At 69.3% G+C, this 20,116-nt stretch carries 19 protein-coding genes; 10 read left to right on the top strand and 9 right to left on the bottom strand.

Annotation, left to right across the window (positions count from 1 at the left end; translation table 11 throughout):
• On the bottom strand, positions 1-1,686 hold a 1,686-nt coding region (locus tag ATO4_RS11425), incomplete at its 3' end, for a GumC family protein (protein ID WP_176222955.1).
• 166 nt (positions 1,687-1,852) lie between these two features.
• Positions 1,853-2,893, bottom strand: coding sequence for an endo-1,4-beta-xylanase (locus ATO4_RS11430; protein WP_245308701.1), 1,041 nt, complete (start codon positions 2,891-2,893; stop codon positions 1,853-1,855).
• A gap of 156 nt (positions 2,894-3,049) precedes the next feature.
• On the opposite strand from ATO4_RS11430, the gene ATO4_RS11435 reads away from it, so the two are divergent.
• Positions 3,050-4,360 carry a lipopolysaccharide biosynthesis protein gene (locus ATO4_RS11435; protein ID WP_083591653.1) on the top strand — a complete coding sequence of 437 codons (1,311 nt, stop codon included), beginning with the start codon at positions 3,050-3,052 and terminating at the stop codon, positions 4,358-4,360.
• Here the strand turns inward: ATO4_RS11435 and ATO4_RS11440 are convergent.
• From ATO4_RS11440 to ATO4_RS11450, 3 genes are all read right to left on the bottom strand, one after another.
• A complete protein-coding gene (locus ATO4_RS11440; RefSeq protein ID WP_139802398.1) occupies positions 4,332-5,210 on the bottom strand; it encodes a DUF6492 family protein in 879 nt (292 codons plus the stop codon). The genes ATO4_RS11435 and ATO4_RS11440 overlap by 29 nt on opposite strands.
• An 80-nt stretch (positions 5,211-5,290) precedes the next feature.
• Positions 5,291-6,094 (bottom strand): WecB/TagA/CpsF family glycosyltransferase, encoded by an 804-nt coding sequence (locus ATO4_RS11445; protein ID WP_083591654.1) that lies wholly within the window; start codon positions 6,092-6,094, stop codon positions 5,291-5,293.
• Positions 6,094-7,332 (bottom strand): glycosyltransferase family 4 protein, encoded by a 1,239-nt coding sequence (locus ATO4_RS11450; protein ID WP_083591655.1) that lies wholly within the window; start codon positions 7,330-7,332, stop codon positions 6,094-6,096. Before ATO4_RS11450 ends, ATO4_RS11445 begins: the two co-directional genes overlap by 1 nt.
• A 228-nt stretch (positions 7,333-7,560) precedes the next feature.
• Between ATO4_RS11450 and ATO4_RS11455 the strand changes: the two genes are divergently transcribed.
• Both ATO4_RS11455 and ATO4_RS11460 read left to right on the top strand, forming a co-directional pair.
• Entirely contained in the window at positions 7,561-8,541 is a 981-nt protein-coding gene (locus ATO4_RS11455; RefSeq protein ID WP_083591656.1) for a glycosyltransferase, read from the top strand.
• Positions 8,510-9,826 (top strand): O-antigen ligase, encoded by a 1,317-nt coding sequence (locus ATO4_RS11460; RefSeq protein ID WP_083591657.1) that lies wholly within the window; start codon positions 8,510-8,512, stop codon positions 9,824-9,826. The genes ATO4_RS11455 and ATO4_RS11460 overlap by 32 nt, the downstream gene beginning before the upstream one ends.
• Before the next feature lie 70 nt (positions 9,827-9,896).
• On the opposite strand, the gene ATO4_RS11465 is transcribed toward ATO4_RS11460, so the two are convergent.
• A complete protein-coding gene (locus ATO4_RS11465) occupies positions 9,897-11,090 on the bottom strand; it encodes an acyltransferase (protein WP_083591658.1) in 1,194 nt (397 codons plus the stop codon).
• 297 nt (positions 11,091-11,387) lie between these two features.
• Between ATO4_RS11465 and ATO4_RS11470 the strand changes: the two genes are divergently transcribed.
• The 5 genes from ATO4_RS11470 to ATO4_RS11490 all read left to right on the top strand — a co-directional run bounded on the left by ATO4_RS11470 (position 11,388) and on the right by ATO4_RS11490 (position 15,789).
• Positions 11,388-11,840: a DUF2948 family protein gene (locus ATO4_RS11470; RefSeq protein ID WP_083591659.1), complete on the top strand. Its 453-nt coding sequence runs from the start codon at positions 11,388-11,390 to the stop codon at positions 11,838-11,840.
• Positions 11,841-11,962: 122 nt separating this feature from the next.
• The gene (hisD, locus tag ATO4_RS11475) at positions 11,963-13,255 is read left to right on the top strand and encodes a histidinol dehydrogenase (RefSeq protein WP_083591660.1); all 1,293 of its coding nucleotides are present in this window, start codon (positions 11,963-11,965) and stop codon (positions 13,253-13,255) included.
• Positions 13,256-13,287: 32 nt separating this feature from the next.
• Complete coding sequence (locus ATO4_RS11480) at positions 13,288-13,761, top strand: UPF0262 family protein (protein ID WP_083591755.1); 474 nt, start codon at positions 13,288-13,290, stop codon at positions 13,759-13,761.
• 157 nt (positions 13,762-13,918) lie between these two features.
• Positions 13,919-14,392: a low molecular weight phosphatase family protein gene (locus ATO4_RS11485; protein ID WP_083591661.1), complete on the top strand. Its 474-nt coding sequence runs from the start codon at positions 13,919-13,921 to the stop codon at positions 14,390-14,392.
• Positions 14,393-14,859: 467 nt separating this feature from the next.
• Positions 14,860-15,789, top strand: a complete 930-nt coding sequence (locus ATO4_RS11490; protein ID WP_083591662.1) for a Hint domain-containing protein — start codon at positions 14,860-14,862, stop codon at positions 15,787-15,789.
• 180 nt (positions 15,790-15,969) lie between these two features.
• Here the strand turns inward: ATO4_RS11490 and ATO4_RS11495 are convergent, their stop codons facing one another.
• From ATO4_RS11495 to purM, 3 genes are all read right to left on the bottom strand, one after another.
• Positions 15,970-16,332, bottom strand: a complete 363-nt coding sequence (locus ATO4_RS11495; protein WP_083591663.1) for an I78 family peptidase inhibitor — start codon at positions 16,330-16,332, stop codon at positions 15,970-15,972.
• Positions 16,333-16,425: 93 nt separating this feature from the next.
• Entirely contained in the window at positions 16,426-17,136 is a 711-nt protein-coding gene (gene purN / locus ATO4_RS11500; RefSeq protein ID WP_083591664.1) for a phosphoribosylglycinamide formyltransferase, read from the bottom strand.
• Entirely contained in the window at positions 17,133-18,200 is a 1,068-nt protein-coding gene (gene purM / locus ATO4_RS11505) for a phosphoribosylformylglycinamidine cyclo-ligase (protein WP_083591756.1), read from the bottom strand. Before purM ends, purN begins: the two co-directional genes overlap by 4 nt.
• A 183-nt stretch (positions 18,201-18,383) precedes the next feature.
• Here purM and ATO4_RS11510 point away from each other — a divergent pair, with 183 nt between their 5' ends.
• The gene (locus tag ATO4_RS11510) at positions 18,384-18,950 is read left to right on the top strand and encodes a CDP-alcohol phosphatidyltransferase family protein (protein ID WP_083591757.1); all 567 of its coding nucleotides are present in this window, start codon (positions 18,384-18,386) and stop codon (positions 18,948-18,950) included.
• Positions 18,947-20,113, top strand: a complete 1,167-nt coding sequence (locus ATO4_RS11515; RefSeq protein WP_083591665.1) for an AI-2E family transporter — start codon at positions 18,947-18,949, stop codon at positions 20,111-20,113. Before ATO4_RS11510 ends, ATO4_RS11515 begins: the two co-directional genes overlap by 4 nt.
• Positions 20,114-20,116: the final 3 nt, after the last annotated feature.

Here is a 20,116-nt window from a genome sequence, read left to right on the forward strand (position 1 = left end):
GGGACGAGCCTGCGCCGCGACAGGCAGGCTCGCCGCCAGCACCGCCTCGGCGCGCGACACCCGGCCCGCCATCCGGTCCCGGGGCCTCGCGCCATCCATGTCACGCCTGCGCACCCGCTCGGGCGGCGTATGAACGGTGGGGCGGAAGGCCGCCGCAAGGTCGCCCTCGCCCGCCGCCCCCTGGGGCGGCCTTGACCGGTCCGGTGCGGGGACGTCGTCTTCACGATCATCCGTCCACAGATCGGCCTGGCGCGGCCGACGCGTGAAGTGCCTCAGCAGGCGCAGCAGCGCGATCGCGCCGGCAAGGCCGAGCCCGCCGACGAGCCCGACCAGCATGGAGGCGATGACGATCAGCTTGCGGCTGGTGCTGGAGGGGCTGAGCGGCGGTGTCGCGGCGGAAATCACGTGGACATTGGCCGTGCTCATCTGCTCCTGCTCGCCGGTTTCCCGGGCCCGCAGGAGAAACGCCTCGTAGACGGCTCTGGAGGCGTCGACCTCGCGTTCCAGCTCCCGCAGCCGCACGAAGGACGAGCTCGTCCGCAGCTGCTTGTCCTTGAGACTGTTCAGCTGTTCCGACAATTCGCGATCGGTGTCCTCGGCGCGGGCGAGTTCGGTCTGCGCCCCGGCGACGATGCGTGCCAGTTCCTGGCCGATCGCCTGGCGCACCGACGCCAGCGCGTCTTCGGCCGCGATCCGGCGGGGATGGCGCGGGCCGAGCGTGGCGGCGAGGGTGGCGGTCTGCTGGGAGAGTTCGGAATAGTTGTTGCGCAGCCGGGCGAGGGCGTCGGAGGTCAGCTCTTCGGGCAGCGTTCCGGTGACCACGTCGTCGACGTTCGCCGCCTTCATCTGGTCGGCCCGCACGCGCAGCGTCGTCATGTCGCCGCGTGCCTTGGCGAGCTGGTCGTTGATGCGCACGATGTAGTCGTCGTCGACCAGCCTGCCGCCGACGCCGACGAGGCGATTGTCGCTCTTGTACTTTTCGACCGCGCGCTCGGCATCGACGACGCTCTCGCGCAGCTCGGTCAGGCGCGAGGACAGCGCCTCGCTGGCCCGCTTGGCGGTGTCCGATTGCACCCGTGCGAGCTGGTCGATGAAGGAGTCGGCGACGAGATTGGCGAGCAGTGCCGACTTTTCCCCGTCGCGGGTGGTGACGGCGAGATTGATGACGAAGCTCTTGGCGTCGCGGCTGACGCTGAGGTCGTCGCGCAGGGCCGCGAGGGTCATCAGCTGCCGGCGCCGGGCGCTCTGGGCGTCTTCCTTGCCGGCGAAGAGGGCGAAGAGCGGGTCGAGCAGGCTCTTGGTCTTGCCGTTGAATTCGGGATCGTTGGCGAGATCGGCCTTGTCGATGACCCGCTGCAGGACGTCGTTGGAATAGATGACCGAGATCTGGCTCTGGATGAGCCCGAGCGTGGCGTCGCTCGGCAGGCCGTTGGGCGTCACCTCGTTCTGCACGAGCTTGATGTCGCGCGGGTCGACGAGGATCTCGGCGACGGCGGTGTAGCGATGCGGCGTGCTCAGCGCGAGGAACACGCCCGCGGCGATCCCGAGCAGCGTCAGGAGGACGACCAGCCACTTCAGCGACCAGATCTCGGCCAGGACCTGCAACGGATCGAACAGCGAGCCGCCCCGCTCCCCCGACGCGAAGGCGGGGCCGGCCAAAGCTTCACGCGCAGCGGGCTGCCTCACGTTCGTTTCGGACCCGGGTTTTGCAAACATGGACACCATCGCAGCAGGAAGGATCGCGGACGATCGACGACACTATCGAATTTTACGGTGAACGATCGGTTAATTCTTCACCCGCCTGCGGGAAATCTCCCCATGGGTCCTGGACGGACGGGCCGGGCAAGTCCGGTCAGGCCGCCGAGAGGCGCTTCTCGATGACCTCGAACCACGGCTTGGCGGCCAGCTGCCGGTCGAAGGGCAGCGGCCGGCTCGGCGCGCCGTCCGGCCGCGGCATGACGTCGTTGATCCAGCTGTAGCGATCGGTCAGGCCCCAGGCGATGACGAGTTCCGGCGGCTTGACGGCGAAGAGACTGTCCAGGAACCGCGACACCAGCGTCGCGGCCGTCTTGTCCTGCGACTGGGGGTCGGGCGGCGACTTCCAGTCGATGACGTCGAGCTCGGTGACGAGGAGCTTGATGCCGAGGGCGTCGAGGTCGCGGTGGAAGCGCTCCAGCGCGTCGACGTCGATCACCTTGTCGGCATAGAGATGCCCCTGCAGGCCGACGGCGTCGATCTTGACATTGGCATCCTGGAGCTGGCGGACGATCGACAGGATGATGGTCCGGCGCTCGTCGTAATGCGGCCCCTTGTATTCGAGGTCGTATTCGTTGATCGCGAGCTGCGCCTTCGGGTCGGCGTTGGCCGCCGCCTTGAAGGCGAGGGGGATGTGGCGGGGACCGAGCGTGCGCAGCCAGTAGGTGTCGCGCAGCGAGCGATTCTCGTAGAGCGGGTCGTTGGCGACGACCTCGTTGACCACGTCCCAGCCGAGCAGCTTGCCCTTGTAGCGGTCGCCCACCGTCTCGATGTGCTCGACCAGCACGCGTTCGGCCTCGGACGGGCTTTCGATCGCCTTCGCCCAGTCGGGCGTCGCGCCCCACCAGACATGGCAGGTGCCCCGGCTGGTCTTGCCGTTGGCGAGGGCGAAGTCGACGACCTTGTCGGCCGGCTCGAAGTTCCACACCTCGCGGGTCGGCCGCAGGAGGTTGAACTTCAGGGCGTTCATCGGCATGACGAGGTCGCAATGCTCGACGAAGAGCTGGCGATAGGCCGGGGCGCCGTCCATCAGGTTGAACTGGATCGCCGCGCCGAACGGCACCTTTCGCCTGGCCGCCCGGGCGGCGGAAGGCGCCAGCGCCGGAACGAGGGCGGCCGAGGCGGCACCGGCGAGCACGCAACGCCGCGTTAAGCCGGGCGTGCTACTGCGTGGGGATGCGGAAGGCGGGTCCATCGACGTCGGACCGGCCGTCTGCCGAAGCCGCGCGGCCCCGGCGTCGTCGAAATCGTCGGCTTTCGTCATCGATGGTCGTCTCTTCGCAGGAAATGGCGCATGCCGGCCCATTCATACCTCATCGGCCGACTGAAAGGTAACGTCGCCTTTCTGCGCGACTATGCGTCGCTTTTGTCGGGTTCGGCCGGCCGCCTGGTGCTGTCGCTCGCCTATTTCGTCGCGGTGGCGAACGGCCTGACCGTCGCCGACTTCGGCCTCTTCGCCACGGCTTCGGCAACCGGCATCGTCCTGTCGCGCATCGCCGGCTTCGGCTTCGTCTCGCCGCTCTATCGCACGGCGACCCGGCGACCCCGCCTGATCGGCGCCTACACCGCCGGCTTCCTCGCGGCCCTCATTGCCTCGCTGCCGCTGGTGGCGATCGCGGCGACCGGCTTCTTCCTGGTTTTCTTCGACGGCGAGATGAGCCCCGCAGCCTTCGTCGCCGTCGTCGTCGCCGAGGTCCTGTGCTGGCGCATGCTCGAAGTCGTCGTCATCGTCGCCAACGGCATGGGGCGCTTCTTCGTCGGCGCGGTGATCGTCATCGCAGGATCGGCGGTGCGGGCGCTCGCGGCTCTCCTCTTCGTCGGCCTCGCCGACGGCACGCTGTTCGCCTGGTCGCTGTTCTATCTCGGCGCCAACGCTCTTTCGATGCTGGGCGCCGTCGCCCTCTGCTATCCCCGCCGACGGCTCCGCTGGACGCCGCATCTCTACCTCGCGCGGCTTCGCGACAGCCTCTCGGTCGCCGGCGCCGAGATCGTCTTCTACCTGCAGTCCGAACTCGACAAGCTGCTCGTCCTCTCCATCGGCGGGCCGCAGACGGCCGGCATCTACGCGATCCTGATGCGGCTGGTCGATCTGACCGCCCTGCCGGTGCGCTCCTTCAACACGATGCTCGTCCAGAAGCTGATGCGAAGCCCGGACCTCTTGGCGACCTGGCGGATCCGCTGGGGCATCGAGGCGGGCATCGCGGCGGTCTCGGTCGCGGGTCTCGCCTTTCTCGGCGGGGTGCTGCACGTCTATCCCGGCGCCCTCGGCAAGAACGTCGCCGACGCGGCGCCGCTCGTCCTCCTCCCGCTCCTCGTCCCCGCCTTCCGCAACCTCGTCGAATACCAGAGCGAACTTCTCTATGCGCGCGGCAGGACCACCATCCGGGCCGCCATCATGGCGCTCGTCGGGCTGGTGAAGGCGGGGCTGCTGATCGCCCTTCTGCGGATCTATGCGGATGAGACGCAGTGGATCTTCGGGCTCAACGCCGTCTTCGCGCTGCTCTGGCTCGGCTCGGCGCTGGCGAGCTACACCGCCCTCGACTGGCGCGATCCGCGCCGATCGCCATCGGCAACCCTCAGAGCAGCCCCGCAGCCTGGCGAATGAGCCGCGGATCGGTGGCGGTGAAGGACTGGATGCCGGCGGCGACCTGGCCCTCCTCTAGGCTGTCGACGAAGCGGGCGAGAGTGTCCGCGTCCATCGGCGCGCCGGCCCAGTACATCCGGCAGAGGGATTCCGCCATCGGCACGTAGTCGCCGATCCGCCCTTCCACCTCGTCGACGAAGCGGCCGTAGATCGTGCATTCGGACAGGATGCGCGTTCCCGCCAGCGTCGCCTCCCAGCGGCGGCCGGACACCGCGGCGATGGTCTCGACCATCGCCCTCACGGCCTCGGTGCGCCAGGGGATGAGGGTCGCGACATAGCCGGTGTCGGTGGTCTCGGGTGCGGCGATGCCCAGCAGTCTTCCGGCCTTGCGCGACCATTCCAGATGCACGGCCTGCAGATCCGGCAGGACATGGGCGATGGCGTCCGGCCGGCGGAAGAACATCGTTCGCCCGTCCGGCGAAAAGCTCCCGACGTCGAAGTCCTTCAGGAAGACCACGTCGGAATCGATCGACACCATCACCTCTTCGTCGAGGCTGGCGGCGAGCGCGATCCGCCGCAGCTGCTGCACGTGCCAGCCGCGCAGCGGCAGGCCGAAGGGCGACAGCCAGATGCGGCGCCTGCCGAACGTCGTCGGATCGGGAAACGGCCGCAGCCAGAACGGCAGGAGGTCGCGCTCGTCGACGATCTCGCGCTTCGGCCCGGCGAGCTGCCGGAACAGCGGCACGTCGGCGGCCTCGACGAGGATCAGGTGGCGCGTGTGGCCGGTGACGCGGGCGTCCAGGCTCTCGCAGAGCAGGCGGCAGCGCTCGAAGTCGCCGCGATAGCTGGCAGTGGCGATGGCCGTGGGCACGTCGGATGCTCTTTCGCTGGTCTTGTGCCCCGCAGCATAACGCGGCTTTCCCGGCCCGTGTGTATCGAATTGTCGCGGCATCAGGACGCTCCGCCCCGGCCGCGCAGACGGTCCTGCAGGATGTCCTTCAGGAACAACGGATTGCCGACGACGTAGCGCCGGAACAGCCGTCGCGGCTCGAGCGCCAGGCGAAACGCCCATTCGAGCCGCAGCTTTCGGATGATGCGCGGCGCCCGCGCGACGTTGCCGGCGAGGAAGTCGAACAGCGCGCCGACGCCGAGGAACACCCGGCCGTGGCGCTCGTCGAGATGGCGGGCGATGAACATCTCCTGGGCAGGCACGCCCATGGCGACGAGGACGATGTCGGGGGACGCCGCCGCCAGCCGGGCGAGGACGTCCTCACGCTCGGTCTCCGGGAAATAGCCGTCGGCGAGGGCGAAGATCTCGTGCTGCGGCGCCTGCGCCGAAAGCGCCGCGGCGGCGCGCTCGGCGACGCCGGGTGCGGCGCCGAGGAGAGCGATCCGGCAGGGCCGCGACAGGCTCGTGGCGAGCCGGGGAATGAAGTCGGTGCCGTTGAGGTTTTCCGCAAAGCGCTTCCCGTGCAGGAGTTGCGCCCCGATGTCGACGCCGATCCCGTCGGGAAGCAGGAGAAACTCGGCGAGAGCCGTGCGATAGGCCGCGTCGTGCCGGGCGACGTTGACGCAGTGCGCGTTGACGAAGGCGAGCTTCAGCGCCGGCCCGCCGGACAGCGCCGCCTCGACGCGGGCGATCGCCTCGCTGCCGGACATGTCGGCGACCGCCAGTCCGCCGATCGCCATCCGCGTCGTCCCCGGCATCGCGTCCCGCCTTCCCGCCGAGCCGCTGCCGGCCGTTTCCACCAGCATCAGATACGCTCCGGCTCGTCGCGGGTTGCCTCCGAGGGGCTTCCATCTGTGGTTTTGGTTAACGCGGCCTCGCGTTGCTCCGCCTCGAACAGCGCCAGACCGCTGGCGATGCCCGCGTCGAGCGCCGCCTGCTGGCCCGCGGCGAAGCTTCGGCCGTCGAGGCGCAGCGACCGGCCGGCACGCTCGGCCACGACCCGTTCCACCAGCGCCGCGGCGAAGGCCTGCGGATCGTCGGCGACCCCGACATTATCGGGAAGGGCGCCGATGCCGCGCAGGGCGGCGGGCGTTGCCACCGCCGGCAGCCCTTCCTCGAAGGTCTCGATGGTCTTCAACTGCACGCCGGTGCCGCCCTTGGTCGCAAGGGCCACCACCCTCGAGCCGCGCACGAAGGCCTGGGCGTCCGGCACGCGGCCGAGGAAACGCACGGTCTGCGGCAGGCCCGGCGGCGGGCCGTCGATGCGCCCGGCGATCGCGATGGTGACGTCGCCCGGCAGCAGCGGCACGACCCTCTCGAGAAACCAGTCGAGGCCGACGCGGTTGGGCGCCCAGCTCCAGGTGCCGATGAGGCCGACGTCCTGCTGCCGCTCGCCGTCGTCGACGGCGGGTGTTCCCCGGCCGATCGACAGCGCCAGCGGGATGGCGCGCCGGTCGCCGGCAAGGCCGAGCCCGGTCCGGTCGTCCTCGCTCAGGGTGTGGATCACCGCGGCGCGCCGGCAGATCAGCTCCTCCCGGCGCTTCAGGATGCGCGCCTCGCGGGCATAGAGGAGGCGGCTCGCCCGGCTCCCGGCATTACGGGCGTTCTCCGCGGCCGAGTGATGCTCGACATTGTGGGCGATGAAGATCGACGGCTTGCCGAGGGCGAGAAACGGATAGGCGATCGGCATCTGCACCGAATTCAGCACATGGCCGTCGACCGGGCCTGCCTCGGCCAGCCGCTCCAGAAGGCCCCGGCGCGACAGGCGGGCGAGCTTCTCGGCGGCGATGGGACGGCCGGACAGCACCGCGCCGATCAGCCAGAGCGCCTTCTGGCGGGCCGATGCGGCGGCGTTCTCGATGACGATCGTGCCGAGGTCGATCTCGCCCGCCTCTGCCGGCCGGGCGCCCTCGCGGCGGAAGCCGGCGATCGTCAGCCGGACGCCCTGCCGCCGATAGGCCGCGGCGATCGCCGCATTGGCGATCTCGAAGCCGGTGGTGGCCACGCCGTCGGGGAGCAGCGATGAGAGGAACAAGAGGTGCATTCGCCACAGCCCGGTTGCCGGTCGATCGGGCCGATCCTAAGCCTGACAGGTTTCCGTCAAGCTAACTTCCGCTTGGGAAATCGCGGGCGCAGTTCTCCCGCCGCCGCGGCGCCGCGGCGTCTCCGGCACGCGACGCAGGCATGAGAATTCGCCAGGAGGCCAGACTTTCTTCACCAGGATCGGCTTATCGTCCGCCATGCCCCCGAACCTTGCGAGCGGAATGGACGCATGCGGCAGACGATCACCGTTGAATGCGTGTCCCCTGGACTGGACCCCGGGGCAATCGAGGCCGTCGTCACGTTGCCGACGTTCCGGCGGCCCGAGCATCTCCTCGCCACGCTCGCCAGCCTGACGGCCCAGCGCGGCGCGCCGAACTTCGCCGTCATCGTCATGGAGAACGACGCCGAGGGGCGAGCCGGCCTCGAGGCCGCGCGGCCGCTCTTTGCCGACGGGACGATCGCCGGCCTCCTCCTCGTCGCCCATGAGCGGGGCAACTGCTCGGCTTACAATGCCGGGTGGCAGACGGCGCTGGAGCGCTTTCCCGCAATGCGCCACCTCCTGGTCATCGACGACGACGAGATCGCCGGCGAGGACTGGATCGCCCGGATGGTCGAGACGGCAGCGAGGCTCGGGGTCGACATCGTCGGCGGCCCGCAGGTCCCCCGCTTCGAGCCGGGCGCCAGGATCTTCACCGAAAACCACCCGGTCTTCCGGCCGCACTATACCGCGAGCGGGGCCGTGCCGATCCTCTATTCCTCGGGCAACGTGCTTCTCGCCCGCCATGTCCTCGACACGATGGGCGCGCCCTTCCTCGACACGGCCTTCAACTTCATCGGCGGGGGCGATGCGGATTTCTACTCGCGCTGCCGCGAGCGCGGCTTTCGCTTCGGCTGGTGCGCCGAGGCGCCGGTCTTCGAGACGGTGCCGGCACGGCGCACCGAATTCTCCTGGCTGAACGCCCGGGCGTTGCGCAACGGCGCGATCTCCGCGATCATCGAGCGTCGGCGCCTCGGCGGCGCGCGCGGCGCGGCGCGGCGGATCGCCAAGAGCCTGGCGCTCCTCGCCGCCTCGCCCTGGCGATCGCTGCGGCTCGGCGTCGATACCGGTTCGGCCACGATCGGTCTCTATCACTGCCAGGTCGCCGTCGGGCGGCTGATGGCGGAGTTCGGACAAGTCAATGAGCAATACCGCCAGCCTGAGCGGAACTGACACCGGCCGTCTCGCCGCGGCCCCGGACTTCGTCGGCTTCGCCCGGTTCCTGATCGCGGCGGCGGTCTTCTCGACGCTCCTCGTCACCGTGACGCCCTTCGCCGTCACCTTCGAGGGGAGCATGGACAGCGGCGATCTCGCCAACCAGCTCGGCTACTCCTCCCTCGCCGCCATCGTCCTCGCCGGCCACCTGGTGTTTTCCGACCGCCACGTGCTGGCCGCGCTCATGCGCCCCGCCTGGATGCTCATGACGGTCTGGCTGCTGGCCAGCGCGATGTGGGCGGCCAGTGCGGAAAATGCCGTCCGCTCGGCGCTGTTCACGCTTCTCGCGATGACGGCGGTGACCGGCGTCTTCGCCTTTCCGCGGGATGCGCGGGCGTTTCGCTGGGTGGTGGTCGTCACCGCGCTGATGGTCCTCGGCCTGTCCTATTTCGGCGTCCTCTTCATGCCCCACCTGGCGATCAACGACGGGTCGGGATCCGAGCCCGACCATGCGGGCCTGTGGCGCGGCATCTTCTCGCACAAGAACGTCGCCGGCGCGGTGATCGGCTCGCTGTTCTTCCTCGGCGTCTATCTGATCCGCGCCCGCATGGTCTGGATCGGCCTGCTGATCGCCGGCCTGTCGGTCAACTTCGTGCTCCACACCGGCTCGAAGACCTCCACCGGCCTTCTGCCGCTGGTCATGCTGGTGGTGATCTTCGGCCGGCTGCTCGGCGGCCGCCGGCTGCTCGCCTTCGGCGTCTTCCTGGTCGTCGTCGCCATGGCGCTGCTGACGCTCGGCACGGTGCTGTCGCCGACGCTCGACGCCATCGTCCAGTGGATGGTGCCCGGCACCACCTATACCGGCCGCATGGACCTCTGGCGCTACGCGCTCGAGGTCTGGTACGGCCACGAATGGGCGGGCTTCGGGCTCAACGGCTTCTGGCAGTCCGAGGTGGTCGCGGGCACCGAGCGCAATTTCGAGCTCTCCTGGGATCCCCGCGGCAGCCCGAACGCCCACAACGGCTATCTCGACATCGCCATCTCCATGGGCATTCCGGGTCTCGTCCTGTCGGTGATCGTCCTCGTCATTCTGCCGCTGGTCGACTATGCGCGGATCGGGCGCGACCGCGAGAGCACCTGCCTCGGCGACACGCTGCTGATGATCCTGACCTATCTGCTGCTGAACTCGTTCCTCGAGAGCTATCTCTTCGAGCGGGCCAATCCGGTGTGGATGCTGGTGTGGTTCGCTGTCGTCGGGCTGCGGCTGTTGTCCCGTCACAGGGTCGAGCCCGGCGCGGGCTGACGCTGACCTGGAGGCGGCCGACCGTTTCCGTCGCAGGCCGACGCCTCCGGCGATCGCCGCGGCGAGGGCCTCAGGCGCCGGCGGGTTTGGGGGAGGCTGCCGCGGGAGCCTGGTCCCGCGCCTGCAGACGGCGTCCCAGCGCCATGCCCGGCTTTTCGACCAGCCGGTAGGTCACCGCGCTGACGAGGATCGTCGCGGCGAGGATGGCGGCGAGGGCGAGGCTGCCCTGCCAGCCTTGCGGGCCGATCAACTCGCGCCCGTCCGATCCTTCGACGAAGGGGTTCCAGCCGGTGACCTTGCCGAGGACGCTCGCGGCGTTGTGGACGCGGTCGATGACGAAGGCATGGGTCATGTAGATCGAGTAGGAAATGACGCCGAGAAAGGCGAGGGGGGGCGTCCTGAGGGCGCGGCTGAGAATGCCGCCCTCATGGGCGAAGACGTAGAGGGCGAGGCCGAAGACCAGGGGCGCTGCGACCGACAGGACGGTGCCGCCGAGCCGCGCGACGAAGACGGCGACGAGGATCACGGCAGCCGCTTCGGCAAGGCTCCAGCTCTTGGGGTGGCGCCTGGCCTCCACCTCGCTGCCCTCCCGCCACACCGCCCGGCGCAGGATGACGCCGAGGGCAAATCCGGCGAGGCAGCGCAGCCAGCCGAGCTGCGAGGAGGCATCCATGTTGCCGTTGACGATGGCGATCACCGGCAGGCCGACGACGATGGCGAGGGTGCAGAACGGCAGGATCAGCCGCGGCGCGAAGACGACGACGGCTGCAAAGGCCGCATAGGCGACGAGCTCGGCCGAGATCGACCAGCTCGGATAGTTCCAGCTCAGGCTGTCCATGAAGCCGAGCGACTGGACCATCAGGAGATTGTCGACGAGGCCCGCGATCGACGTGCCGCCCCGGAAGGCTTCGCCCGGTCCCTTGGCGAAGAGCATCGCGCATTCGAAGGCGACGTAGACCGCCAGCATGAAGAGATGCAGCGGATAGACCCGGAACAGTCGCGACAGGAAGAACCGGCCGTATTCCCGGCGCTCGCGCAGCGGCTCGAAGAAGGCGTGGGTGATGACGAAGCCGGAGAGCACGAAGAAGAAGTCGACGAACAGGAAGGCGTGGCGGATCACGCCGTTCGCCTCGCTGGCGCCGCTGACCGGCGCATGGAAGCAGACGACGAGAATGGCGCAGACGCCGCGCCAGCCGTCGAGCGCTGCAAACCTGGCGCCCTCGCCCTTGCCCTCCCGCTTGGTTGCCGCGCGGCCTTCGATCATCGACGGGAACCCTTCCTGCTTGGCTGTCCGTATCCGGCGCGCCGGTGCCGGCTCCCATCCTCGGCGAAAACGGGTAAGGAAGCGTTGAGAAACTGCCGCGAGGCTGCGAAATCCCGCGCGCTTGCCGTCGGCGATCTGCCGCCGGCCGGTCCGGCGACCGCAGTGGCGGGTGCCGTCTCCTGGCGGGGGCCTTCCTCCGATGCCGCCCGTGTCGCCTGTTTCCTTGCACCCCAGCGGCCGCAGCCTAAGTGACACGCCGCGAGAGAGATTTTCCCGGAACCGAGGTTACCAGTCAGTATGGACCAGTTGCGCCTGCTTGCCGTCGATGCGGAGGACCTTGCGATCGTCTCGGCGCATTGTCAGGACTCCGTGATCCGGGTGGAAGAGCTCCACTACGTTCCGGCCGAGCAGAAATTCGTCGTCGAGATGAACCGCTTCGTCTGGGAGAAGCTCGTCCCGCCGAAGCGCTTTTCCCTGTTTCGCCGGCCGGACTACGAGCGGCGTCGGGCGATCCTGCATTTCGACCGGGTGGTGAACGCCTCCCGCCTCGGCTTCGACAAGCTCGCGCCCGACGACGTCCTCGTGCTCCTCGCCATCCGGTTCGAGGAGGGCGACGCCCCCTCGGGCAGCGTCGAACTTGTCTTTGCCGGCGGCTCCGCGATAAGGCTGGACGTCGAGGTGATCGAGGCGCAGCTGGCCGATGTCGGCGGCGCCTGGGGAACCACGGCTCGGCCGAATCATCGCGCCTGACGGCGGCCGGCACCGCGTTCGGCGGCGGCTGGAAGCAGACGTCCGGCGCGCTGCCGGACGTGCGGGGAGCCGCCCGATGCGCATCGCGCTCCGACAGGGGCCAGACGAAGAGGACCTTCACATTGCCCTGCCGCCTCGTTTCGACGGATCCTGATTTCGAGACGCGCTTCGTGGCGCTCCTCGGTGCCAAGCGGGAACAGTCGGCCGACGTCGATGCGGCGGTGCGCGCCATCGTCGCCCGGGTCCGGGAGGAGGGCGACGCCGCCGTCATCGCGCTCACCCGGCAGTTCGACCAGCTCGAGCTGACCGCGGGCACCATGCGGGTGACCGAGGCCGAGATCGAGGCCGCCCATGCGGCGACCTCGCCGGATACGCTCGAAGCCCTCATGCTCGCCCATGACCGCATCGCGGCCCATCATCGCCGGCAGCTGCCGAAGGACGACCGCTACACCGATGCGATCGGCGTCGAGCTCGGCAGCCGCTGGACGGCCATCGAATCCGTCGGCCTCTATGTGCCGGGCGGCACGGCGAGCTATCCCTCCTCGGTCCTGATGAACGCGGTTCCGGCGAAGGTCGCCGGCGTCGAGCGGATCGCCATGGTGGTGCCGGCGATGCGCGGCGCCCTGAACCCGCTGGTGCTGGCCGCCGCCAGGATCGCCGGGGTGTCGGAGATCTACCGCATCGGCGGGGCGCAGGCCGTCGCCGCGCTCGCCTACGGCACCCGGACCATCGCCCCCGTCGCCAAGATCGTCGGGCCGGGCAATGCCTTCGTCGCCGCCGCCAAGCGGCAGGTCTTCGGCCATGTCGGCATCGACATGATCGCCGGCCCGTCGGAAATCCTGGTGATCGCCGACGGCGACAACGATCCCGACTGGATCGCCGCCGATCTCCTCAGCCAGGCCGAGCACGACACGGCGGCGCAGTCGATCCTGATCACCGACGATCAAGGCTTCGCCGACGCGGTGGAAGCGGCGGTGGAACGCCAGCTGGCGAGCCTGTCGCGGGCCGAGACGGCCGCCAAGAGCTGGGCCGAGCACGGGGCGATCATCGTCGTGCCGAGCCTCGACGACGCGGCACCCCTGTCCGATCGCATCGCGCCGGAGCATCTGGAACTCGCCGTCGAGGACCCCGAAGCGCTGTTTGCCAAATTGCGCAATGCAGGCGCGGTGTTCCTCGGCCGCCATACGCCGGAAGTCATCGGCGACTATGTCGGCGGCTCCAACCACGTCCTGCCGACGGCGCGCTCGGCGCGGTTCTCCTCCGGCCTCTCGGTGCTGGACTTCGTCAAGCGGACCTCGATCCTGAAGCTGTCGGCCGAACAGCTGCGCGAACTCGGCCCGGCCGCCATCGAGCTCGCCCGCGTCGAGGGTCTGGATGCCCATGGCCGCTCGGTCGCGGTCAGGCTCAATCTTTGAACGAAGGGGCCGGTGCCATGGGGGAGGAGGCGATGAGGGAAGGCGGCCGACTGATCGACGTCGAACTCGACGAGACGATCGGCCGCGCGGCGCCGGACGTCGAGCACGAGCGCAACGTCGCGATCTTCGATCTCGTCGAGGAGAACGTCTTCCATCCGGTCGGCGCGCCGGACGACGTGAAGTTCAAGCTGAAGCTGTCGCTCGTCGACAAGCGGCTGGTCTTCGACATCCGCGACGAGGCGGGGGCCACCCTCGTGACCCACATCCTCTCGCTGACGCCGTTTCGCCGGGTCATTCGCGACTACTACATGATCTGCGACAGCTATTACGAGGCGATCCGCTCGGCGACGCCGCAGCAGATCGAAGCGATCGACATGGGCCGGCGCGGCATCCACAATGACGGGTCGCAGACGCTGATGGAGCGCCTCAAGGGCAAGATCGAGGTCGATCTCGACACCGCCCGCCGCCTGTTCACGCTGATCTGCGTCCTCAACTGGCGGAGCTGATGGCGATGACCCGCCCCCGTTCTCCCGGTTCTCCCGACCGCCGGCCCCTCCGCGCGCCTGCAAAGACCAGGCTGTCGCAGGGGGCGCGGGCCCGGGGAGGGTGCATCGCCAGATCCGCCGGTGCCGGTGCGGGGGCCAGATCTTTCGGTGCCCGTGTATGAGCGCCGGGCGGGAGCGCGATCCGCATGAGACAGCGGGCTCGGACACCCGCCCCCCCGTATCGTCCGTCCTGTTCCTCTGCGGCATGAACGCCATCCGCTCGCCGATCGCCGAGATGCTGGCGCGCAAGATCCTGCCGCCGACGGTCTACGTCGCCTCCGCCGGGGTCCGTCAGGGCCAGCGCGATCCCTTCGTCGACGCGGTGCTCGCCGAGCGCGGCCTGTCGCTCGGCGAGCGCCAGCCCCAGCGCTACGAGGACATGGAGGACGGCTATTTCGACCTGATCGTCACCATGGCGCCCGAGGCCCACCACGCCGCCCTCGACGCGACCGGCACGGCGTCGGTGGAGGTCGAGTTCTGGCCGATGCCCGATCCCTCCGTCGTCACCGGCTCGCGCGAGCAGATCCTCGACGCCTATCGCGACGTGCTGCGAAGGATCGAGGAGCGGATCAAGGGCCGCTTCGGCGCGTGAGACGAGCGATGCTGCCGGCCGCAGACGATGCGATCGGGCCGGATGCATGATTGTCGGGCGTGCGCGACGGACGGGGCTCCCGATTTGTGCCGCCAGCGCGCTCGACACGCGCGCCTCTGCCGCCTGGTCCACCGCGCCGATTCGCCGGATCGTCGGCGCGACACCGGGAGCGGCGTCCGGCGGCGAACCAGGCTGGTCCGCCATCACCAGGTCGTTGACGCGGCGAAGTGATCCGTCAGGCACCCATATCATCTTGCCAATGATTGCAGATCGCGACGAAAGTGGCGGGCCTCGGGCGCCGCGCCCCGTCTCGTCACTATCCCAGGGCGAGGAGGGGATCGGCGTTCGCAGGGTGCTCGGATCCCGCTTCCCCACGTCTCGCGCAGCCCGGATGTGGCCGATGCGCCTGTCCGGTTCGTCAAACCCCGGCCGCCGGCCCGCGGCCTGAACCAGGAGGATGCACGCCGATGGCCACGACGGGGACACTCTTCGGTTACTCGGCCAGTGCCAATGGCGACGGGACCTATACCGTCGGCGGCTACTGGGGCACCTATACGCTGACGGACCTCTCGGATGAACCCGGCGACAATCCCGCGATCCTGGGCGATGTCGGGACCGATACCCTTCAGGTCGACCAGACCGGTTCGAGCGTGACCTATCAGGCGGCTCTCGCCAACGGCTTCATCGTCAACAATGGAGGCGGCCTGTATCTCTATTCGTACTCGACGTATGCGGACGGCGACATCGTGACCGGCGACCCGAACGCGACATTCACCATCCAGTGCTTCACCACCGGTGCCCGCATCGAGACACCCTGTGGGGCCGTTGCGATCGAGGCGCTCGCCGTCGGGGACACCGTGACGAGCGCGTCGGGCAGTGAGCGCGAGATCGTCTGGATCGGCCGGCGCACCGTGGATTGCTCCGGCAAGGACCAGCACATGGCTCCGGTCCGGGTCATGGCCAACGCCTTCGGCGCGGGCGTTCCGGAACGCGACATGTTCCTGTCGCCGGGCCATCCGGTGCTGGTCAGGCAGAACGACGTCGAGGTCCTCGTGCCGATCATGAACCTGATCAACGGCACGACGATCGAGCGGACTGCGATGCCGTCCGTCACCTACTGGCACATCGAACTCGACCAGCACGACATCCTGCTTGCCGACGGCCTGCCGGCCGAGAGCTTCTTCGACATGGGCTCGCGCGGCTGGTTCGACAACGACCTCGACGACGTCCTCGCCAATCCGGATCTCGTCCCCGCCGGCCGTCACGGCCGCTGCCGCGAGGTCGCGGTCGAGGGGCCGCTGGTCGAGGCCGAGCGCCGGCGCCTCGCCGAGCTGTTCTACGCCGACCTCTGCGCCCAGTGCGCCTGGCCGACGGCGGAGCAGTCCGCAGCGGTCTGAGACGGAAGCGTTTGCGGGCGTCGCGCCAGTTCGACGCCAGGCGCCGGGTATCCGGCCACCGCGCCGGGTGCCGTGATGCCCGGTGATGCGGGCGCCGTCACGGGCGCGTGCAGGCTCTGAAAATCCCGCAAGCGGGAGCCGGCGAAGTCGATGCTCCGCCGGCTCCCTCAGGGTCGTGCTTCAGCCGCAGCGCACGTTGGTGATGCGGTTGGCGTCGTCGGTCTCGAGGTTGAGCCGGCCCGCGACGAATTCCTGGGTGATCGGCTGGTTCGGGAAGAGGATGCGCACGCTCTCGGCTCCCGTCGCCTGCTGGGCCTGGTCGGCCGCGGCCGTCGTGCCGAGTTCGCCGACGAGGAAGCTGGCGGCGGCGGCGTTGCAGGTGCCGCCGGTGTTGCCAAGCGGCTGGCCGCCCGGCATGGCTCCCTGGGACGGCATGGGCGTCGTCGCGGCCGGCAGCGGTGTCGGCCGCTCCCGCGGGCTCGAGCAGGCGCCGGCCGCAAGGGCGAGCGCGATGGTGGCGGCGGTGGCAAGTCGTCTGGGCATCCTGTGCCTTTCCTGTCTCGTCGCTTCAAGTCGATGGCCGCGGGCGGCCGGTAATCTCTGTCTTGCGGCGCCGCTTTCGTCGAGGCTGCGGGCTCAGTGTCGCCTGGCGTCGGGGGAGACGAGGATCTGCGGCGGGCGCAACGCCTCGCTCTCCTCTCCGCCTTCGTCCTGCTGGAGCGGCGGGCGGCGGCGGAAGGCCGCCTGGCCGTTGACCATGCGGACCTCGCCGGACAGCACCAGGCGCAAGGCATGGGGGTAGAGCCGGTGCTCGGCCGCAAGCAGCCGGTCCGCCAGGATCTCGGCACTGTCCCCCGGCTCGATGGCGACCGCCGCCTGGGCGATGATCGGCCCCTCGTCCATGCGCTCGGTGACGTAGTGGACCGTACAGCCATGCACCCGCATGCCGGCGGCGATCGCCCGCGCATGGGTGTCGAGGCCGGGAAACAGCGGCAGCAGAGAGGGGTGGATGTTGATCATCCGGCCCTCGAAGCGGCGCACGAAGTCCGCCGTCAGGAGCCGCATGTAGCCGGCGAGGCAGAGGATCTCCGGCTGGGCCGCTTCGAGGGCGGCGAGGACGGCCGCCTCGTGCGCCTCGCGGCTCGCATAGGCCTTCTGGTCGATGGCATGGACTGCGATGCCGTGGCGCTGCGCCGTCTCCAGCCCCGCGGCGTCCGCGCGGTTGGAGATCACCGCCGCGACCTCGCCCGGAAAGGACGGGTCCATGCAGGCGGCGATGATGGCCCCCATGTTCGAGCCGCGCCCGGAGATGAGGATGGCGATGCGCTTTTTCGGCACGGCCTTCATCGGAACGACAACGCGCCGTCGAAGGTGACGGCAGCGCCGTCGCGGGGCGCCAGCCGGCCGAGCGGCATCACCGTCTCGCCGGCCTCGGCGAGGATGGCCGAGGCGATCGCCGCGTCGGCCTCGGCGACGACGACGATCATGCCGACGCCGCAGTTGAAGGTGCGCAGCATCTCGGCCTCCTCGATGCCCCCGACCGATTTCAGCCAGGAAAACACCGGCGGCACCGGGAAGGCGAGGTCGATCGCCGCGGCAAGATGGTCGGGCAGCACCCGGGGGATGTTCTCGGGGAAGCCGCCGCCGGTGATGTGGGCGAGCGCCTTGATGCCGGCGCCGCCACGGTGGGCGGCAAGCAGCGACTTCACGTAGATCCGGGTCGGCTCGAGCAGCGCCTCGCCGAGGCTGCGGCCGGGCTCGAAGGGGGCGGGGGCATCGTAGGTGAGGCCGGAGCGCTCGACGATGCGCCGCACCAGCGAATAGCCGTTCGAATGGACGCCGGAGGAGACGAGGCCGAGGATGACGTCGCCGGCGGCGAGGTCGTCGGTCCGGGGCAACAGACTGCCGCGCTCGGCGGCGCCGACGGCAAATCCGGCGAGATCGTAGTCGCCCTTGGCGTAGAGCCCCGGCATCTCCGCGGTCTCGCCGCCCAAGAGCGCGCAGCCGGCGATGCGGCAGCCGGCCGCAATGCCCTCGACGATGGCGGCGCCTTCCTCCGGCGCCAGGTGACCGGTGGCGTAGTAGTCGAGGAAGAGCAGCGGCTCGGCGCCCTGGACGATCAGGTCGTTGACGCACATGGCGACGAGATCGATGCCGATCGTATCGTGGCGGCCGGTCTCGATGGCGATCTTGACCTTGGTGCCGACGCCGTCGTTCGCCGCGACGAGAATCGGATCGGAAAAGCCCGCCGCCTTCAGGTCGAACAGGCCGCCGAAGCCGCCGATCTCGCCGTCGGCGCCCTTGCGTGCCGTCGAGCGAACGTGCGGCTTGATCCGCCGGACCATCTCGTTGCCCGCGTCGATGTCGACGCCGGCGTCACGGTAGGTCAATGAATCGCGCTTGTCTGCCATGTCGTCCCGCGCCCCGTTTCTGCCGGAGTTGACATGATCGGGGCCTGCGAGCAAGACCCGGAGCATGGTCGAGCGTTTCGCAAGCTGTTTCCTCAACGCTGCACGGGGCCCGCAACCGGCCGGTCGGGGCAGGACCGCCAGATCCGCACCGGCCAGCCGACCCCCTTGTTCGAGGAGGCGCGCGTGACGATCCCGAACCTCATCTCGATCGCCCGGCTCCTGGCCGTGCCGGTGATGATCTGGGCGCTGATCGGCGGCAACTGGCCGCTCGCCTTCGCGACCTTCGTCATCGCCGGGATCTCCGATGCCGTGGACGGCGCGATCGCCCGTCACTTCGACCAGCAGTCGACCCTCGGCCTCTATCTCGATCCGCTCGCCGACAAGGCCCTGCTCTCGACGGTGTTCATCGGCCTCGGCCTGCTCGGCCGGCTGCCGGACTGGCTGGTGATCGCCGTGGTCAGCCGCGACGTCCTGATCGTCGCCGCCTTCCTCCTCGCCTATGTGATGGGGCTGCCGATGACGGTACGCCCGCTTTTCGTCTCCAAGGCGACGACCGCGGCGCAGATCGTGCTTGCGGCGGTCGTCCTCGGCGAATCGGCGTTCGGCCTGTCGCTCGGCTACGGGACCGATCTCCTCGTCGGCGCGACGCTGATCTTGACCGTCGCCTCGGCCGCCGCCTATCTCACCGACTGGCTACGGCACATGGCCTCGCCCGATGAAGCCGAACCGAAAGACGACGGGACCCCATGACCGACCGCAGCGCGCTCATCCGGCGTCAGGTTCTCTTCTGGAGCGTCACCGCCCTGGTGGCGGTGCTCCTGCTGTGGCTGTTCTCCGGCATCCTCCTGCCCTTCGTCCTCGGCATGGTGATCGCCTATTTCCTCGATCCGGTGGCCGACTGGCTGGAGCGGCGCGGGCTGTCGCGCATGTGGGCGACGGTCCTGATCCTCGCCCTCTTCGTGGTGATCTTCACCGGTGTCATCGTCATTCTGGTGCCGGTCATCGCCAACCAGATCGGCGGCTTCGCCGCCCGCGTCCCCGAATATGTCGACCGGCTCCAGGTGATCCTCGAGAGCATCCGCACGAGCTCGATCGGCTGGCTGCTGCCGGAGGGCGAGGCGAACCTCAAGCAGGATCTCGGCAAGCTGGTCAGCGAGGGCTCGGGCATCATCTCGGCTTTCATCGCTTCGCTCTGGTCGTCGTCGCTGGCGGTGGTCAATTTCGTCTCGCTCTTCGTCGTCACGCCGGTCGTCGCCTTCTACATGCTGCTCGACTGGGACCGGATGGTCGACAAGATCGACGAATGGATTCCCCGCCAGCATGTCGACACGGTGCGCCGCCTCGCCCGCGACATCGACCGCTCGGTGGCCGGCTTCCTGCGCGGCCAGGGCAGCCTCTGCCTCATCCTCGGCACCTTTTACGGTGTCGGCCTGTCGCTGGTCGGGCTGAATTTCGGCCTCCTCATCGGGCTGTTCGCCGGGCTGGTCTCCTTCATCCCCTATGTCGGCTCGATCAGCGGGCTGGTGCTGTCGGTCGGCGTCGCCCTGGTGCAGTTCTGGCCGGAGTGGCCCTGGATCGTCGCCGTCGCCGCCGTGTTCTTCGTCGGCCAGTTCATCGAGGGCAACATCCTGCAGCCCAAGCTCGTCGGCGCCTCCGTCGGCCTGCATCCGGTGTGGCTGATGTTCGCGCTGCTCGCCTTCGGCGCGATGTTCGGCTTCGTCGGGCTGCTGATCGCCGTGCCCTCGGCGGCGGCCGTCGGCGTCCTCGTCCGCTTCGCTTTGACGCAATATCTCCAGAGCGAGATGTATTTCGGCCGCGAGCCGACGCGGCAGGAGGCCGGGATGATCGACAACGACAGGATGCCGCAGGCGCTTCCGGCGCGCTCGAGAGCCGGCATCGATCCGGCGGCGTGAGGC

This window comes from Aurantimonas sp. 22II-16-19i (genome assembly GCF_002088275.1).
Classification (GTDB): domain Bacteria; phylum Pseudomonadota; class Alphaproteobacteria; order Rhizobiales; family Rhizobiaceae; genus Jiella.

Bases quoted from the DNA above. Each gene is read 5' to 3' on its own strand.
- ATO4_RS11460 (WP_083591657.1), top strand. From the start codon at position 8,510: ATGAGCAATACCGCCAGCCTGAGCGGAACTGACACCGGCCGTCTCGCC.
- ATO4_RS11445 (WP_083591654.1), bottom strand. From the start codon at position 6,094: ATGCTGGTGGAAACGGCCGGCAGCGGCTCGGCGGGAAGGCGGGACGCG.
- ATO4_RS11465 (WP_083591658.1), bottom strand. From the start codon at position 11,090: ATGATCGAAGGCCGCGCGGCAACCAAGCGGGAGGGCAAGGGCGAGGGC.
- ATO4_RS11435 (WP_083591653.1), top strand. From the start codon at position 3,050: ATGCCGGCCCATTCATACCTCATCGGCCGACTGAAAGGTAACGTCGCC.
- ATO4_RS11480 (WP_083591755.1), top strand. From the start codon at position 13,288: ATGAGGGAAGGCGGCCGACTGATCGACGTCGAACTCGACGAGACGATC.
- ATO4_RS11450 (WP_083591655.1), bottom strand. From the start codon at position 7,332: ATGCACCTCTTGTTCCTCTCATCGCTGCTCCCCGACGGCGTGGCCACC.
- ATO4_RS11455 (WP_083591656.1), top strand. From the start codon at position 7,561: ATGCGGCAGACGATCACCGTTGAATGCGTGTCCCCTGGACTGGACCCC.
- purM (WP_083591756.1), bottom strand. From the start codon at position 18,200: ATGGCAGACAAGCGCGATTCATTGACCTACCGTGACGCCGGCGTCGAC.
- ATO4_RS11490 (WP_083591662.1), top strand. From the start codon at position 14,860: ATGGCCACGACGGGGACACTCTTCGGTTACTCGGCCAGTGCCAATGGC.
- ATO4_RS11485 (WP_083591661.1), top strand. From the start codon at position 13,919: ATGAGCGCCGGGCGGGAGCGCGATCCGCATGAGACAGCGGGCTCGGAC.
- purN (WP_083591664.1), bottom strand. From the start codon at position 17,136: ATGAAGGCCGTGCCGAAAAAGCGCATCGCCATCCTCATCTCCGGGCGC.
- ATO4_RS11495 (WP_083591663.1), bottom strand. From the start codon at position 16,332: ATGCCCAGACGACTTGCCACCGCCGCCACCATCGCGCTCGCCCTTGCG.
- ATO4_RS11470 (WP_083591659.1), top strand. From the start codon at position 11,388: ATGGACCAGTTGCGCCTGCTTGCCGTCGATGCGGAGGACCTTGCGATC.
- ATO4_RS11515 (WP_083591665.1), top strand. From the start codon at position 18,947: ATGACCGACCGCAGCGCGCTCATCCGGCGTCAGGTTCTCTTCTGGAGC.